We start from the raw sequence: 14,041 nt of genomic DNA, 5'->3' as shown, positions 1-14,041 counted from the left end.
GCGATTGCGGGAATGACTCAACAAGTGTCTCGATCAGAGGCTTTTCAGGACCATATCGGCCGCCAGACGTCCGGAAATCGATGCCATCGGGATTCCCGGACCTGGGTGCGTACTGCCGCCGGCGGTGAAGAGCCGCTCGATCTTGGTCACCGCGCCGGGACGATCGAACGAGCCCCACCAGCCATGATTGACGCGACCGAATACCGCCCCGCCAGAGCCCGGATAGGCACGCTCGAAATGCACTGGGGTTGTGACGGCAATGTCTTCACGCTCGGCGAGCGTCAGCCCGCAGTGCCGGAGCAAGGCGGTCACTTGCTCACCACAGCGGCTTATCTCTTCCTCGGGGATGACCTGGGAATCACCGCGCGACGGCGCATTGACCACGATCAGCATCCGCTCGCGCTCGGTTGGCTCCGGCGCCGAGGGATCGCCGCGATCCTGCGCACAGAGGTAGACGGTCGGATGCGCCGGGAGTCGTAGGTCGTCAAAGACCGCCTTGAACTCGTCCGCATAGTCGCGCGGGAAGAAGACATTGTGATACTGCATCGGAAACCCGGCCGGGCGCGCGAGCAGATTCCAGGTTACCACTGAATGGGAGCGATGCTTGGGCGGAATCGGCGGCACCGCACGCTTGGCTTGCTCGCCGAACAGACCGGCACCGAGCGCGGCCGCATCCGCGTTGCAAATCACCGCATCGGCTTCGATCCGCTCGCCGTTTTCCAAGCGCACGCCGCGAGCGCGCCCACCTTCGACCAAGATCTCTGCCACGCCCGCGCCATAGGTCAGCTCCACGCCCTTCTCCGCGGCCAGATCAGCCAGTGCCTCGGGCAAGCGGTGAATGCCTCCATCCACCGCATGCACGCCGCGGCTTTCGACATCGGCAACCAGCATCAGGGTGGCCGGGGCATGATAAGGAGAGGCACCGACGTAAGTGGCGTAACGGCCAAAGAGCTGCCGCAGGCGCGGGTCCTTGAAATAGCTGCCGAGCGCTTGCCACAGCGTGAACACGGCCTTGATCCGCATCAGCTCACCGAGCCCGTTCCAGCCGAAGCGCGCGAAGATGGTCACCGGCGTGGGCTGCTGCGAATGGATGAAAGGGCCATCCAAGGCCGCATAGACCCGCTTGGCGTGGGCTGCGAAGCGGCGAAAACCGTCCGCTTCTTGGGCTCCGGCAAACTCGGCGATGGCCTGCGCGGAGCGCTCGTGATCACCGAACAGATCCAAGCGCTCGGTCTCGCTCCAGGCATGGCGCGCAAGCACATCCGCCTGATGCAGCTTAACCCGCTCGCCCAGGTTTGCACCGGCCTCGCGAAAGATCTCCTCGAAGACCCACGGCATCGTGAGTACCGTGGGTCCGGTGTAGAAGGATTGGCCGGCAACGTGTTGCTCGCGCAGCTTGCCACCGGGGTGATGGTCGCGTTCGAACACCCTGACATCGAGGCCGTTCAAAGCGAGCTTTAAAGCTGCGCTCAAACCGCCCATCCCGGCTCCGATCACAATGACCTGTTTCCTGCGCGACGGCATATGCTGAGGTAGTCGAATTAGCTAAGTTGATACGGGTGTATGCTAAACTAGACACGCAAGAATGTCTAGGTTGCATGACAGATGGCAGATCGGGCAGCGACGCCGTTAAGCTCGCGCGGCGAGTGCTGATCAGGCAACCGATAAGAGCCAACCGGCCCCCCTCCAGCACCTCATTATCGTACACAAGGAGTCGCAGACAAGATGAAGTATACCGCTAGACGTACTTGGCCTGAAAAATCGAAATCATGGGAGTACCTAGGCGAGTCCGAAAGCCTTGAAGAGTTCGCCCTGGCCTTTGCAACCGACAAGGCACTCGCGGTCGGCACCGAGTTCGTCGTCATCGAAAAGGCCGGCGCGGAATCCGAGATCGAGTTCTTCAAGGTCACGCGAGCCTCGCCATATGGATTGGTGACGGCTGCCCCACGGGTCGAGAGCGAGAGTGGCCCGGGCAAGGCCGCGCAGCAGGACGACCCAACCGCCGCGGCGGGCGGGGACGACAACTACGGCGGGGTCGAGGCAATTGCCGGTGCCTGGCGCGGTGTCATCGCCAACGTCTTGATGTTTGTCAAGGCTGGCGGAGCAGCCTTGCTCTTCTTCTTGGTCGCGATCTTTCTCGCCAAATGGCTCTTCGACGCCTGGTAGTCCACGCGCGCTCGACACGAGCCCTAACCTCGGCAGCGGCTCAGAAAAATTTGTAATCCGTACTTGACACGGCAAAGTGTCATGTTAAACTGACACTCAGTTAGAACGCAGTTGGTTAAAGGGAAGTCTGCCAACAAGCCCTGTACCTGCTGCGGTTACCTAGAGGTGCTTGTCCAATGACGAGTGCCAAAACCCTCACCCCGATCAGAGGAAAATGGCAATGGCCGAAGCAGCAGCAGTAAAATCACCTAACCTATCCGGACTGACCGACGCGCAAGCGAAGGAATTTCATGAGCACTGGAAGCATGGCGTGTGGAGTTGGGTCTCCATCGCCACCGTCGTTCATGTGGTGACATGGGTCTATCAGCCCTGGTTCTAAGCCCGCGGTCGCTCATTGAAAGCATTGCACTCCGCATCGTTGCACTGTTTAACGTCTAATTAGGAGAGATACCATGCAAGTTCCTTATCTGATGGCCGACCCATCCATTGCGAAGCCTGATCATCCAGAAGAAGACTGGAAAATCTGGACCGTGGTCAACCCGGCCGTTTGGATGGTCCCGTTCTTTTTCATCCTCTTCATTCAGATGTGGATGATTCACACCTACGCGCTGAGCCTGCCGGGCTACGGCTTCAAGGATTCCGCGCAAGCCGCGGTTGACGCTCGCGCCGCCGTCGTCGTCGAGCAGGTCCAGGGTCAGCAGATCGCTCAGGTCCAATAAGACCCTGCTTGATGCGGAGCGGTTCACGTCAAACTGAGCCGCTCGCTGGACGAGATCTTTAGATCGTCCACTTTGGCACCAAGCCAAGGATCATGATACAGGGACGTGGTAAACAGCGCCCTTAATGGGCGTTGTTTTGTTTCGGGAGGGTCGCGGTGGCGCTTTTTCTGCGTGGCGTCAGCGTGTCGCAATGCACCGAGTAGGCTTGGCTGCTGTCGCCTGATGATCCGGTGCGCAAGTGGCTATACAATCTCTGCCACGTGCTCAATCACCTGAATGTCTTCGGCGGCGGCTACCTGAGCCGGGCCTAAGGCACGATCGACCGCCTGCTTGCGGAGCTGCGCCGAGGTCATCGGCAAGCACGGCGAGCGCCGGCCTTCTTTCGCTTTCGTTGCGGTTATGTTAAAACCCCGCCGCTAACGGGGCGAGTCCAGCAGTGTCGCCCATCCGTCCCAACCCTGTACGCTTCTTTTCTATCGCCAGGTTCAACTCGCGAAGGTATCCAGTTGCAACTTCCATTCATTGAGCGTTGGCGCGTGTGGCGCGATCGCAAGCTCGCTAGCCCGAGCTTTCAGCGCTGGGCAGCGGATTTCCCGCTGACCAGGCACGAGGCATCAAAGCGTGCCCGCGCACTGTTTGATATCACCGCCGGCTTCGTCTATTCCCAGATCCTTTATGGATGTGTCGAGCTGGGGCTCTTTGACGAGCTGGCCGATGGTCCGCGTAGCGCCGATGAGCTGGCCGGTAAGATGGGTCTGACGCCTGCGGCAGCAGACCGCTTCTTGCGCTCGGCGGTCGCGATCGATCTCCTGGAGCGGCGCGGCAATGGCCGTTACGGGCTCGGCAAGCTGGGGATTGCAATGCCGGGCAATCCGGGGATCGCGGCCATGGTGCGTCATCATCGCATGCTGTATCACGATCTCGATGACCCGCTCGCGCTGTTTCGCGGCGAGCGCAGCGAGACCGAGCTTGGGCGCTACTGGTCTTACGCAGGCTCCGCAGACCCCGCAGCCGATGGTGACGAGCGGGTGGCTGAATACAGTTTGTTGATGTCGGCGTCGAGCGGCTTCGTCGCCGAGGACACGCTCGATGCCTTCCCTCTGAGCGACTATCGCTGCTTGATGGATGTCGGTGGTGGCGAGGGTCGGTTCTTGTTGCAGGCGGCCCAGCGCTGGTCGCACCTGCAGCTGCGTCTGTTCGATCTGCCCGCGGTCGTCGAGCGGGCCCGTGAGCGCTTCCGCGATGCCGGAGTTGACGGCCGTGCCGAGGTCTTCGGCGGAAATGTCAAGGTCGATCCGCTGCCGCGGGGGGCGGATATCATTTCTTTGGTGCGCGTGATCCTGGACCATAACGACGACGGTGCGATGGCTATTTTGCGTGCCGTGAGGGCCGCACTCGAGCCTGGAGGTACCCTGATCATTACCGAGCCGATGTCGGAGACGCCGGGGGCCGAGCCAGTCGGTGACGCCTATTTCGGCCTCTATCTGCTGGCGATGGGCAGCGGGCGCACACGTCCGCCGCGCGAGCATCGTGCCATGCTGCAAGCGGCGGGATTCGACCAAATTCGCTTCGTCCGCACGCGCCGGCCGCTGCAAACTCGGCTCGTCGTCGCCAAGGCGGCGTGAGCGCAGGGCAGGCCATTGCGGGGATGTCGGCAAGGCGCTGGTCCGCCTTGTGCCCCATCCTCGCAGCCTTCCGTCTTCGGCAATGGGGTAGGTTCGTTGCCTGTGCAGGGCATCGATCATGCGGATGATGCACGCAATGAGCCTGCCTTGGAGTGAGCTATGAATCGCCTGACCAAGTATCTCGTGACCCTTCCCTTTGCCGATGCCGGGACGACCGAGCTGCCGCTGCGGCGTATCTTGCGTCTGTCGCTGTTTCAGATCTCGGTTGGCATGGCGATGGTGCTGCTGTATGGCACCTTGAACCGCGTCATGGTGGTCGAGCTTGGGGTGTCGGTCTGGTTCGTCTCTCTGATGGTGGCCTTGCCGCTGGTCTTCGCGCCGTTGCGTGCGTTGATCGGGCATCGATCGGATTACCATCATTCGGCGTTCGGCTGGCGTCGCGTGCCCTATATCGCGGTCGGCAGCATGCTGCAGTACGGCGGCTTCGCGATCATGCCGTACGCGATCCTCATCCTCTCCGATGAAACCAATAATCTGGTCTTCGTCGGACAGTTCTTTGCCGGAATCTCGTTCCTGATGGTCGGGGCAGGGCTGCACATCGTGCAGACCGCTGGACTGGCCTTGGCGACTGACTTGGCGCCGCGTGAGAAACGGCCGCGGGTGGTTGCGCTACTCTATTCGATGCTGTTGCTCGGGATGGTGGGTAGTGCGCTGCTGTTCGGTCATTTGCTCGAGGACTTCTCGCACGAGAAGCTGGTCAAGGTGGTCCATGCCGCTGCCTTGGCCACCGTCATCATGAATCTGATCGCGGCTTGGAAGCAGGAATCGATCGATCTGAAACGGGCGGTGGCCAATATTCCGCGACCACCTTTCCGTGAGACCTGGAACGCGTTTCTGCGCGGTGGTTATGCGAGTCGACTTCTGATTGTCGTTGGCTTCGGCACCGCCGGTTTCAGCATGCAGGAGATCCTGCTCGAGCCTTACGGCGCGCAGGTGCTGGGGTTGACGGTTGCGCAAACCACCTCGCTGACCGCGATCCTTGCCGGTGGCGCCTTCATCGCCTTTGCCTTGTCGGGCTATGTCCTGAGCCGCGGTGGAAACGCTTATCAGCTGGCCAGCGCGGGTACCTTGGTGGGTGTCTTCGCCTTCCTCCTTGTGATCCTTGCGGCAACCGTGGAGTCGGCCTTGGTGTTCCGGGTCGGCACCGCGCTGATCGGCTTCGGGACCGGTTTGTTTGCGGTCGGCACCCTGACCGCGGCGATGGAGCTTGCCGAGCGCGGCCACGTCGGACTGGCGCTCGGTGCCTGGGGAGCGGTTCAGGCAACGGCGCAAGGTGTGGCGATTGCTTTGGGCGGCGCGCTGCGTGATCTGGTCTCGGCAATGGCTGTCGCTGGAACCTTTGGACCCGGCTGGGCCAGCCCGTCACTCGGCTATCGTGTCGTCTACGGCATCGAGATCCTATTGCTGTTCGCCGCGTTGGTCGCCTTGATTCCGCTGCTGTTGCGTCGACGTCGGGATGGAGCGAGCAGTGCCCCCTCGAAATTCGGCTTGGATCAGATGCCTTAGCGGGCAACGCCGTTGACCTTCAACTGGGTGGAGCGCTGTGGTTTGGATCCGGGCTTGGATCTGAACCACAGATCGACACAGATGGCCAGGGATAAAGGAAGCGAGGATCGATGTGAATCCGAGTGAATCTTAAGAAAGTGTCCATCAACCGCTTCCCGACTTGAGCGCCACGGTTCGGTAAGCACCGGGAAGTTGAAAATGGACAGTTGGGGATTGCGAATCGGCGTGCTCAGCCCGCGTAGCAGCGGGCACTGCGACTAAGGTGGGTGTCTGGAGTCTTCTGCGCCGAGCAGGCAGCGCAAAGCAGCTACGTCCCGATCAGCGATCACAGGGAGAGCGCGAGGGTTGCGAAAGAGGAAGGCCGTGAGGGCGGATAAGTCAGGAGGGAGGTGCGGCCGTTTAAAGCCACTAACCGCGGCGCCCTCGTTGCGAGGGCTGGACCGCGGTCAGATAAAGCGTCTGGCGCTTATTCGGCCTGCGGTGCAGGCGCAACGAGTGCGACTGGTGCAGCAACTCGCACGGAATCCTTGAAGCCGTAGCCCGGCAGGCTCAGCGCGTAGGTGTGAATCATCCACATCTGAATGAAGAGGATGAAAAAGAACGGGACCATCCAAACGGCCGGGTTGACCACGGTCCAGATCTTCCAGTCTTCTTCTGGATGATCAGGCTTCGCAATGGATGGGTCAGCCATCAGATAAGGGACTTGCATGCAGTATCTCCTTGTCGAATTTGGGCTAGCGGATTAGAACCAGGGCTGATAGACCCAAGTCACCACATGAACGACAGTGGCGATTGAGACCCAACTCCAGACGCCATGCTTCCAGTGCTCATGAAACTCTTTTGCTTGCTCGTCGCTCAGGCCCGAGAGATTCTTGGCTTCGGCCATCGGAAACGCTCCTGTGAAGGTCGTGGTTCAGGTGCTGTCCGGCACATCTCTGCGCCGTACTTCATGTGTGGAAGAGTCAATACCCGCCCCGATAAAGGTGCTGGTGTTACCTCAACTCACAGGTGTCATTCTAGCCTGACATCTCTGTGTGTCAAGGTCGATTTACATAAGTTTTTGGTGGTTTTCGTCAACTCGGATGGACTGGGCAACGCCGGCTCGCGGTTTTCGGCCGCGAGCCAAGCGATGACCTAGAGCGCGAGTGGTCCTTTGGGGTCGACGGTCGGGATCGGATTCTCGCGCAGCCCTTCGGCGACGAGAACCTGATTGGCTGCCATACGGCCGGTCATGGTCGCCGCCTCCATCAGGTTGGCCGGCACCTCGAGCCGCAGGTAGTCGCCGGCGAGGAACAGATTGTCGATGGGTGTCTGCACGCCGGGGCGCCCTGCATAGTCGCCAGGCGCCCAGCGCGGGAAGTTCTCCTGCATCGTGTAGATGTCGTAGACGATCTCGGCGCCCTCGAGGGCCGGGATCAGCTCGTCGAGCTCAGCGCGCATGATGCGCTTGATCTCGGCCTCGTCGATGACGTTCTCCGGCTCGACCGCATAGGCATGCAGCTCGATGATCGAACCCGTATGACGACGCGCCCAGTCTTCAGATTCGGGCTGCATTTGTGAGTAGATCGCGATCGAGTCGGTGTAGCGCCAGCCGCTGACGGTATAGAAGGGAACCGCCATCGGCGGGCATTCGCCGTCGAGCCAGAGTCGCCAGACGATGTAGGGATCGGCGACGCCGAGGCGCTCAACGCTGCTCACCAACTCGGGGCTTGAGAGCTCGGACTGGGCGATGATGGCTTTGACGCCGGGCACATCGCAGGCCAGCACCACATAGTCCGCCTCCAGCTCGATGTTCGATTGCTCGGGGCGAGCGCTGAGCTTGACTTGCCCGTCGGGTATGGGAGTGGCGTCGAGCTCGATCAGGGGGACGATGGTTGGCCCAACGGTGGGAACGCCGTTGCTGTCGTACTTGGCGCCATGGCATGGGCAGGCGAAGCCGCCCGTGGCGGCATCGAGGCCGACCGGGCAGCCCATGTGGGTGCAACGCCCGGAGACCCCCTGGATCTCACCCTGCGCGTCGCGCTTGGCATAGTAGAGGTTGGGGCCGTTCCAGAACGGGGTCCAATCCGTGCCGATGGCGGCGGCATCGATGCTGTGCTCGGCGCCGAGGATGGCACCGGGACGCTTGAGGATGATCTTGCTGATGCGTCCATCTTGCGCGACCAAGCGATCAACCTCCGCCCCGGTGGTGACGCGGACACCAAGCTCGGTGAGGGCGTTGGTCAATGGGGTGATCACCGAGGTCATGGCATCGTCGATGGTTTGGTCGTAGCCCATGCCATCGGGATTGCCGAGGAAGAAGAAATGGAAGAACTTGATGCCCTCGGCGGTCGAGTAGCGATGAAACTGATTGAAGGAGGTGTGTGCGAAGGGCTCGATGATGGTGTCGACCATCGGCTTGTTGACGCGTTCGCAGAAGGTCTTGAAGTCGAGGTCGTCGAGGCGCGCGAAAGTCTTCACCGGATCGTAACGCATCACCTCGTAGAGCCGGCCAGTCGGGTTATTGAAGTCGAGCAGTGAGACCGATTTGGCTTGATTGACGACGGCGAAGAGGTTGAATGGGAACAGGGTCGTGGTGTTGGTGAAGCTCTCGGTGCCTTTGGCCGGGTCTTTGAAGATCACCGGGTAATCCAAGACCGGCTTGAAGTTGTCGCGCAGGCCGTTCTCGGCGAGTAGCCCATTGAGGTTGTAGTATTGATTGAAGAAGCCATGAAAGCCGTGCTCCGTGGCCATGGTCTCGCCGTTCACGTCGACATCCCAGCCCGTGAGCCGCCCACCGAGGTTGCTGGAGCGCTCGACCAGGGTGACGTCGAAGCCGCGCTTGGCGAGCTCATAGCTCGCGGCAATGCCGGCGAGTCCGCCGCCGACCACCACCACCCGCTTGCGTGTGCTCGGGCTCAGTGGGAGCGCTGCATTATTGTCTGAGGCAAAGGGCAGGGTAGAGCGCCGCGGCTGGATGGCGTACAAGCCAGCGGTGCCGAGCGCGGTGCCCGCGACGGTGATGAGCCCAACATTTCGAATGAAGTGGCGACGGTGCATGGTGTTCTCCGGAACGATGAGGCAGTGTGCGGGATCGGGATCGTTGCCGCGGCCGCCGTGCGCCGCAGGCAGGCATGATCCGAACCCGGACAGGATGAGAGGGGTGTGAGGAGGATTGCATCGAAGGCTATCGACAGCTCAAGCAGGGGCGCAGACGGTCATCAAGCAACCATCGGCGCAGGCTCGAGGGCACTACGAGTCTGTTGCGAAGATGGTAGTATACGCCCCCCTGAGCACCGAGCCCAGTACGGACTGAGCTCGCGATCCGTTTCCCCCTTACCTCCGCCCTAGAACCTCGAGATCACAGCCATGACCACCCAGGAACAGCCGCGGGTCGATGCCGATTATCTGCTTGTCGGCGGTGGCCTTCAGAATGCACTCATCTTGATGGCCCTCGCCAAGCGGCGGCCGGATGCATCGATCATCTTGCTCGAGCGCGACGCCGGAATCGGCGGCAATCATATCTGGTCCTTCCAAGCCCGCGATCTGCCGGAGTCGGCCTTCGATTGGGCCGTCCCGCTGATCGAGTATGAGTGGCCGGGCTATCAGCTGTTCTTCAAGGAGTCCACGCGGTGGGTCAAGGGGGCTTATCGATCGCTGAGCTCCGATCATCTCGATCGGGTCGTGCGTGCTGTCGCCGACGCGTCATCGCGGATTGAGCTGCGGTTTAATGCCGACGTGCGCCAGGTGCTGGCTGAGGAGGTCGAGCTTGCGGATGGCTCGCGGTTGCGCGGCCGCGTGGTGATCGATGCGCGCGGGCCGGAGCAAGGCGGAAACAGTCCGGGCGGCGGTTATCAGAAGTTCGTTGGTCTCGAATGTCACCTCAGCCGTCCCGCGCCGACGACAGTGCCGATCCTGATGGATTCACGCTGTCGGCAGCGTGACGGCTTTCGCTTCTTCTATATCCTGCCGTTCGCTGCGGATCGGGTGCTGATCGAAGATACCTATTTCTCCAATCGCCCGGATCTGGATGTCGATGCCATCAGAGCGTCCATTTTGGCCGAGGCGCCTGACTTCGGCTTGGAGGTCGACGCGGTCTTGCGCACCGAGGTCGGCGTCTTGCCGATGCCGGCGCTCAGCACCTTTCATCCCAAGTCCCGCGGGCCGATCGTGGCGGGCTATGCCGGGGGTTGGTTTAATCCGAGCACGGGCTATTCATTGGCGGCGGCCTCGCGCTTAGCCGAGCATCTGTCGAAAACGCCCTTCGACGACCTCTTTGGTCGTGATTGGCGTCGCTTGACGCGCTACCTGCGCCGCCAGTCGATCTTCCTTGCCGCGCTGAATCTGCTGATGTTCCGCTGGTTCCATGACGATAAGCGGCGGCGCTTGATGGAGCGCTTCTATTTGCTGCCAGACGCGGTTATCCACCGGTTCTTTGCGATGGAAACGACCTTGGTCGATTGGTGGCGGATCATGTACGTCGGTGCCCCTTGGACACCAAAGGGCCGGGGACGCCGTGCGCGGACCCCGGAACAGCCCTAATCATTCCTCTAAACCGCGCCAGCTCCGACAGTCGTCGGAGCTGGCGCGGCCGATCCACTCCAACACATGACGCATACCGCACCGGGCGCGGTTTAGTAAGCGTTTACTGCACGACTGCGCGCAGCAGTCGTTGGGCGGTCCTACAACCATCACGAGAGAGTGTCTGTCATGACAGAATCCGCGGCCGATTGTCGGCCCATTCCATTCATCCTGGTCTTCGTCATCGCCGCACTGGCGATCTTGCTCGGCGTCTACGCGGTGCCCGAGTCCTTCAGTCTGGCCGTTTTTGATGCTCAAGCGATCACCAAGGCGGCCATCTATCTGGGCGCGACCATGCTGATGATGTGCTATGTCGATGCCTTTCGCTCGCGGTGTCTGCGTGGCTTCGTCACCATCGCCTTGGTTTTGCTTGCGCTTGGCTGCGCGATCCCTTTCTTCGGCAGCGAGCGCGCGTTATGGGGACCTCTCCAGCATGGGGCCATCAACAGCCTCTATCTCCTTGGGGCGCTGCTGGTGTTCCTGCATTTTTCTCTGCATACCATGCCCAGTGCCTGGCGGAAGAGCCTGACGCCTAGACGCTCCGACTTGATCGGCGCAGTGCTCGTGCTTGGTGTTGCCTTGTATCGCGATTTTGACCCGAGCTTAGGGGTGGCAGAGAACCTTATCGAGCTCGTGGCGACTGGGATCGCCATCTTGGCGGGGGCGTTGTTGTGTACCCTGTTGATGCGCCATCGTGCACGGGGGCTCGCGTTGGCCTAGTGCTGCAGAGTGGATATCTTGATGCCCTCACAAGCCGATGCAGGCGACCATCCTTCGCGCCGGCGAAATCGCCGATCGCCTCGCTGATGCGCTCCTCGTCGGCGTAGAGGTCGAAGCGCTCATGCTCGCTCCAAGCGTGGCGTGCTAAGATCTCGAACGGCTCGAGCGCCAGGATGATGGCCTCAATTCTGATTTGCATTTGACGCCGTCGGCGTCCGTGTCTATTGTACGTGACACAACCGAGTGTCAACTAAAACTTACAGATCGGCGGCGACCGGGGGAGCGGCGATGGATCCAACCACGCGAATCGAGCAAGCATTGGCAGCGGCCTTGGAGTCGGTGACGACGTCGTCCTGTCCGCCCAGGCTTGCAGAGGCGGTTCGCCATGCCGTTTTCCCGGGCGGTGCGCGCGTGCGACCGAGGCTCTGCTTGGCCGTCGCTGCGGCGTGCGGCAGCCGCGATGTCGAGGCGGCGGATGCAGCGGGCGCCTCCATCGAGCTGCTGCACTGCGCGTCTCTGGTCCATGACGATCTGCCCTGTTTCGACGACTCCCCGTTGCGCCGCGGTTTGCCCTCGGTCCATCGGGCCTATGGCGAGCCGCTGGCCGTGCTGGCGGGCGATGCCTTGATCGTCCTCGCCTTCGAGAATCTGGCCCGCGTCTTGGGCAACAGCCCCGAGCGTTTGGCGCCCCTTCTGATGACCGTCAGCCGTGCCGTCGGGATGCCGTCCGGCATCGTCGCCGGGCAGGCTTGGGAGTGCGAGCCCAAGGTGTCGGTTGCAGATTATCACCGGGCGAAGACAGGCGCGCTCTTTGCCGCTGCAACCGCCGCCGGCGCTCAAGTGGCCGGCGCCGATGCCGATGCCTGGCGGGTGGTCGGCGACAAGATCGGCGAAGCCTACCAGGTCGCGGACGATCTGCGCGACGTGGCCGCGAGTGCGCAAGAGGTCGGCAAGCCGGTCGGTCGCGATGCAGTGCTCAATCGCCCGAGCGCAGCAGGCGAGCTCGGTGTGGACGGCGCGGTCGCGTTGCTTCGCGGTCTGGTCAAGGGTGCCATCGATGCGATCCCGCCATGTCCGGGCTCCGCGCAGCTGACCGAGGTCCTGATGTCGGAATCGCGCCATATCATGCCGAAGGGCCTCGCCGATCGCGTTTAAACCGCGTCCAGAGCGACATGCGTCATTTTCGTTTTGCGTTTGGTTTTGGAGATGTCCTCGATCTCGGTGAGACGCGGTTTAAAATTTAATATTTTTTAATATCTTGAACCGCGCAGGCTCCAACGGTCGTCAAGTCTGCCGGGGCCGATCCCATCCGAAAACATCGCATACCGCGCCGGGCGCGGTTTAAACCCCGCTCGAATATCAACCGAAGACATTCGCGTTGCCCGCTGCTCGAGGGTGCCGCAGCAGGATGCGGCTCGGGCCGAACCTGCGGTTCGACGTGGGCTTGTGTCCCCGAGGGGGCGTCCGACGCACCTGCTGATTCGGTTTGCCTTTCGCTTTTGATTTCTGCCTTTTCATCTTCAATTCGTCGAGGTTTTGGACGTGTCGATCTTTGATTCCTGGTTGGGTGTACGCAACCGACTGCTCGCAAGCCCCGGTTTTCAGCGCTGGGCCTCGGCCTTCCCGTTGACCCGCCCGATCGCACGGAAACGCGCGCGCGAGCTGTTCGACATGGTCGCCGGTTTCGTTTATTCGCAAATCCTGTTCGCGTGCGTGCGCCTGAAGCTGTTCGAGATCCTTGCGGAGGGTCCGCAGAGCGAGGGCGCTTTGGCCGAGCGCATGGCACTTCCGCCCGAAGGCGCGATTCGCCTGCTGCGCGCAGCGGTCAGTCTGCGTCTGGTCGCCGTGTGCGAGGACAAGCGCTATACCCTGGGTGAGCTGGGCGCGGCCATGATCGGAAACCCCGGGATCGCCGCCATGGTCGAGCATCACGCGATGGTCTATTCGGATCTCGCCGATCCGGTTGCCTTGCTGCGCGGCGAGGTCGAGCGCACGGACTTGTCGAGCTATCGGTCCTACGCGGCCAACACCGACGCTGCAAACGTGGACGAGCAATCGATCGACGGCTACGCGGCCCCCATGTCCGACAGCCAGTTCGCGATCGCCGGCGATGTGCTCGATGCCTACTCGTTGAAAGACTGCAAATGTCTCCTGGACGTCGGCGGCGGTGACGGCACCTTCCTGATGACGGCGGCCAAGCGTTGGCCGCACTTGAAGGTCATCTTGTTTGATCTTCCGGCGGTTGCCGAGCGCGCGCGTGCCCGCTTCCAGCGCGAAGGGCTCGCGGATCGGGCCACTGCGGTCGGCGGCGACGTGATGCGCGATCCCTTGCCGGAGGGCGCGGATATCGTCTCTCTGATCCGGGTGCTGCACGATCACAACGATGAAGAGGCGGACGCGATCATCAAGGCCGCTCGGCGCGTTCTGCCAAAAGGCGGAACCCTCTTGGTCGCCGAGCCGATGTCCGGAACGTCCGGTGCCGAGCCGATCGGCGACGCCTATTTGGGGTTCTATCTGCTCGCCATGGGCAGCGGGCGACCGCGGACCCCGGTGGCGATCGAAAACATGCTGCGGCTCAACGTCTTCGATCCGGTGCGTTCGGTGCCGACCGCGCGGCCGATCCTGACGCGTTTGCTGGCCGCGACGCGCATGGCCTGAGGTCGGTCCCGTGCAAAAGTCCGGCGC

The 14,041-nt window shown here is 61.8% G+C and carries 14 protein-coding genes; 10 read left to right on the top strand and 4 right to left on the bottom strand.

Annotated features, from left to right (window positions below; all coding sequences use genetic code 11):
- Nucleotides 1-33: 33 nt before the first annotated feature.
- Nucleotides 34-1,524 (bottom strand): 1-hydroxycarotenoid 3,4-desaturase CrtD, encoded by a 1,491-nt coding sequence (crtD, locus tag KFB96_RS13175; RefSeq protein ID WP_213457999.1) that lies wholly within the window; start codon nt 1,522-1,524, stop codon nt 34-36.
- A 201-nt stretch (nt 1,525-1,725) separates the two neighbouring features.
- Between crtD and KFB96_RS13170 the strand changes: the two genes are divergently transcribed.
- The 6 genes from KFB96_RS13170 (at nt 1,726) to KFB96_RS13145 (ending at nt 6,076) form a co-directional block, all read left to right on the top strand.
- Nucleotides 1,726-2,166 (top strand): hypothetical protein, encoded by a 441-nt coding sequence (locus KFB96_RS13170; protein WP_213458000.1) that lies wholly within the window; start codon nt 1,726-1,728, stop codon nt 2,164-2,166.
- 220 nt (nt 2,167-2,386) lie between these two features.
- A complete protein-coding gene (gene pufB / locus KFB96_RS13165; protein WP_213458001.1) occupies nt 2,387-2,545 on the top strand; it encodes a light-harvesting antenna LH1, beta subunit in 159 nt (52 codons plus the stop codon).
- Nucleotides 2,546-2,618: 73 nt separating this feature from the next.
- Nucleotides 2,619-2,885, top strand: coding sequence for a light-harvesting antenna LH1, alpha subunit (pufA, locus tag KFB96_RS13160; protein WP_213458002.1), 267 nt, complete (start codon nt 2,619-2,621; stop codon nt 2,883-2,885).
- A gap of 209 nt (nt 2,886-3,094) precedes the next feature.
- Complete coding sequence (locus KFB96_RS13155; protein ID WP_367115056.1) at nt 3,095-3,196, top strand: fructosamine kinase family protein; 102 nt, start codon at nt 3,095-3,097, stop codon at nt 3,194-3,196.
- Between the two features lie 195 nt (nt 3,197-3,391).
- Nucleotides 3,392-4,510, top strand: coding sequence for a methyltransferase (locus KFB96_RS13150; RefSeq protein ID WP_213458003.1), 1,119 nt, complete (start codon nt 3,392-3,394; stop codon nt 4,508-4,510).
- A gap of 159 nt (nt 4,511-4,669) precedes the next feature.
- Nucleotides 4,670-6,076: a BCD family MFS transporter gene (locus KFB96_RS13145; protein WP_213458004.1), complete on the top strand. Its 1,407-nt coding sequence runs from the start codon at nt 4,670-4,672 to the stop codon at nt 6,074-6,076.
- 466 nt (nt 6,077-6,542) lie between these two features.
- On the opposite strand, the gene pufA (KFB96_RS13140) is transcribed toward KFB96_RS13145, so the two are convergent.
- The 3 genes from pufA (KFB96_RS13140) to KFB96_RS13130 all read right to left on the bottom strand — a co-directional run bounded on the left by pufA (KFB96_RS13140) (nt 6,543) and on the right by KFB96_RS13130 (nt 9,115).
- Nucleotides 6,543-6,785 carry a light-harvesting antenna LH1, alpha subunit gene (pufA, locus tag KFB96_RS13140; RefSeq protein WP_213458005.1) on the bottom strand — a complete coding sequence of 81 codons (243 nt, stop codon included), beginning with the start codon at nt 6,783-6,785 and terminating at the stop codon, nt 6,543-6,545.
- Between the two features lie 33 nt (nt 6,786-6,818).
- Complete coding sequence (gene pufB, locus KFB96_RS13135) at nt 6,819-6,962, bottom strand: light-harvesting antenna LH1, beta subunit (protein WP_007191978.1); 144 nt, start codon at nt 6,960-6,962, stop codon at nt 6,819-6,821.
- A gap of 248 nt (nt 6,963-7,210) precedes the next feature.
- The gene (locus tag KFB96_RS13130) at nt 7,211-9,115 is read right to left on the bottom strand and encodes an FAD-dependent oxidoreductase (protein ID WP_213458006.1); all 1,905 of its coding nucleotides are present in this window, start codon (nt 9,113-9,115) and stop codon (nt 7,211-7,213) included.
- A gap of 309 nt (nt 9,116-9,424) precedes the next feature.
- Between KFB96_RS13130 and crtY the strand changes: the two genes are divergently transcribed.
- The 4 genes from crtY to KFB96_RS13110 all read left to right on the top strand — a co-directional run bounded on the left by crtY (nt 9,425) and on the right by KFB96_RS13110 (nt 14,014).
- The gene (gene crtY / locus KFB96_RS13125; RefSeq protein ID WP_213458007.1) at nt 9,425-10,597 is read left to right on the top strand and encodes a lycopene beta-cyclase CrtY; all 1,173 of its coding nucleotides are present in this window, start codon (nt 9,425-9,427) and stop codon (nt 10,595-10,597) included.
- 168 nt (nt 10,598-10,765) lie between these two features.
- Nucleotides 10,766-11,356, top strand: coding sequence for a hypothetical protein (locus KFB96_RS13120; protein WP_213458008.1), 591 nt, complete (start codon nt 10,766-10,768; stop codon nt 11,354-11,356).
- 288 nt (nt 11,357-11,644) lie between these two features.
- Nucleotides 11,645-12,511, top strand: a complete 867-nt coding sequence (locus tag KFB96_RS13115) for a polyprenyl synthetase family protein (RefSeq protein WP_213458009.1) — start codon at nt 11,645-11,647, stop codon at nt 12,509-12,511.
- 387 nt (nt 12,512-12,898) lie between these two features.
- Nucleotides 12,899-14,014: a methyltransferase gene (locus KFB96_RS13110; RefSeq protein WP_213458010.1), complete on the top strand. Its 1,116-nt coding sequence runs from the start codon at nt 12,899-12,901 to the stop codon at nt 14,012-14,014.
- Nucleotides 14,015-14,041 lie beyond the last annotated feature (27 nt).

The sequence above is a fragment of the Thiocapsa sp. genome (assembly GCF_018399035.1).
In the GTDB taxonomy this organism is placed as follows: Bacteria; Pseudomonadota; Gammaproteobacteria; order Chromatiales; family Chromatiaceae; genus Thiocapsa.
The sequence above is the reverse complement of the archived record's forward strand: the minus strand, read 5'-3'. Positions and strand labels throughout refer to the sequence as shown.

Bases quoted from the DNA above. Each gene is read 5' to 3' on its own strand.
- KFB96_RS13145 (WP_213458004.1), top strand. From the start codon at position 4,670: ATGAATCGCCTGACCAAGTATCTCGTGACCCTTCCCTTTGCCGATGCC.
- KFB96_RS13120 (WP_213458008.1), top strand. From the start codon at position 10,766: ATGACAGAATCCGCGGCCGATTGTCGGCCCATTCCATTCATCCTGGTC.
- pufA (WP_213458005.1), bottom strand. From the start codon at position 6,785: ATGCAAGTCCCTTATCTGATGGCTGACCCATCCATTGCGAAGCCTGAT.
- KFB96_RS13170 (WP_213458000.1), top strand. From the start codon at position 1,726: ATGAAGTATACCGCTAGACGTACTTGGCCTGAAAAATCGAAATCATGG.
- KFB96_RS13115 (WP_213458009.1), top strand. From the start codon at position 11,645: ATGGATCCAACCACGCGAATCGAGCAAGCATTGGCAGCGGCCTTGGAG.
- pufB (WP_213458001.1), top strand. From the start codon at position 2,387: ATGGCCGAAGCAGCAGCAGTAAAATCACCTAACCTATCCGGACTGACC.
- crtY (WP_213458007.1), top strand. From the start codon at position 9,425: ATGACCACCCAGGAACAGCCGCGGGTCGATGCCGATTATCTGCTTGTC.
- pufA (WP_213458002.1), top strand. From the start codon at position 2,619: ATGCAAGTTCCTTATCTGATGGCCGACCCATCCATTGCGAAGCCTGAT.
- crtD (WP_213457999.1), bottom strand. From the start codon at position 1,524: ATGCCGTCGCGCAGGAAACAGGTCATTGTGATCGGAGCCGGGATGGGC.
- KFB96_RS13130 (WP_213458006.1), bottom strand. From the start codon at position 9,115: ATGCACCGTCGCCACTTCATTCGAAATGTTGGGCTCATCACCGTCGCG.
- pufB (WP_007191978.1), bottom strand. From the start codon at position 6,962: ATGGCCGAAGCCAAGAATCTCTCGGGCCTGAGCGACGAGCAAGCAAAA.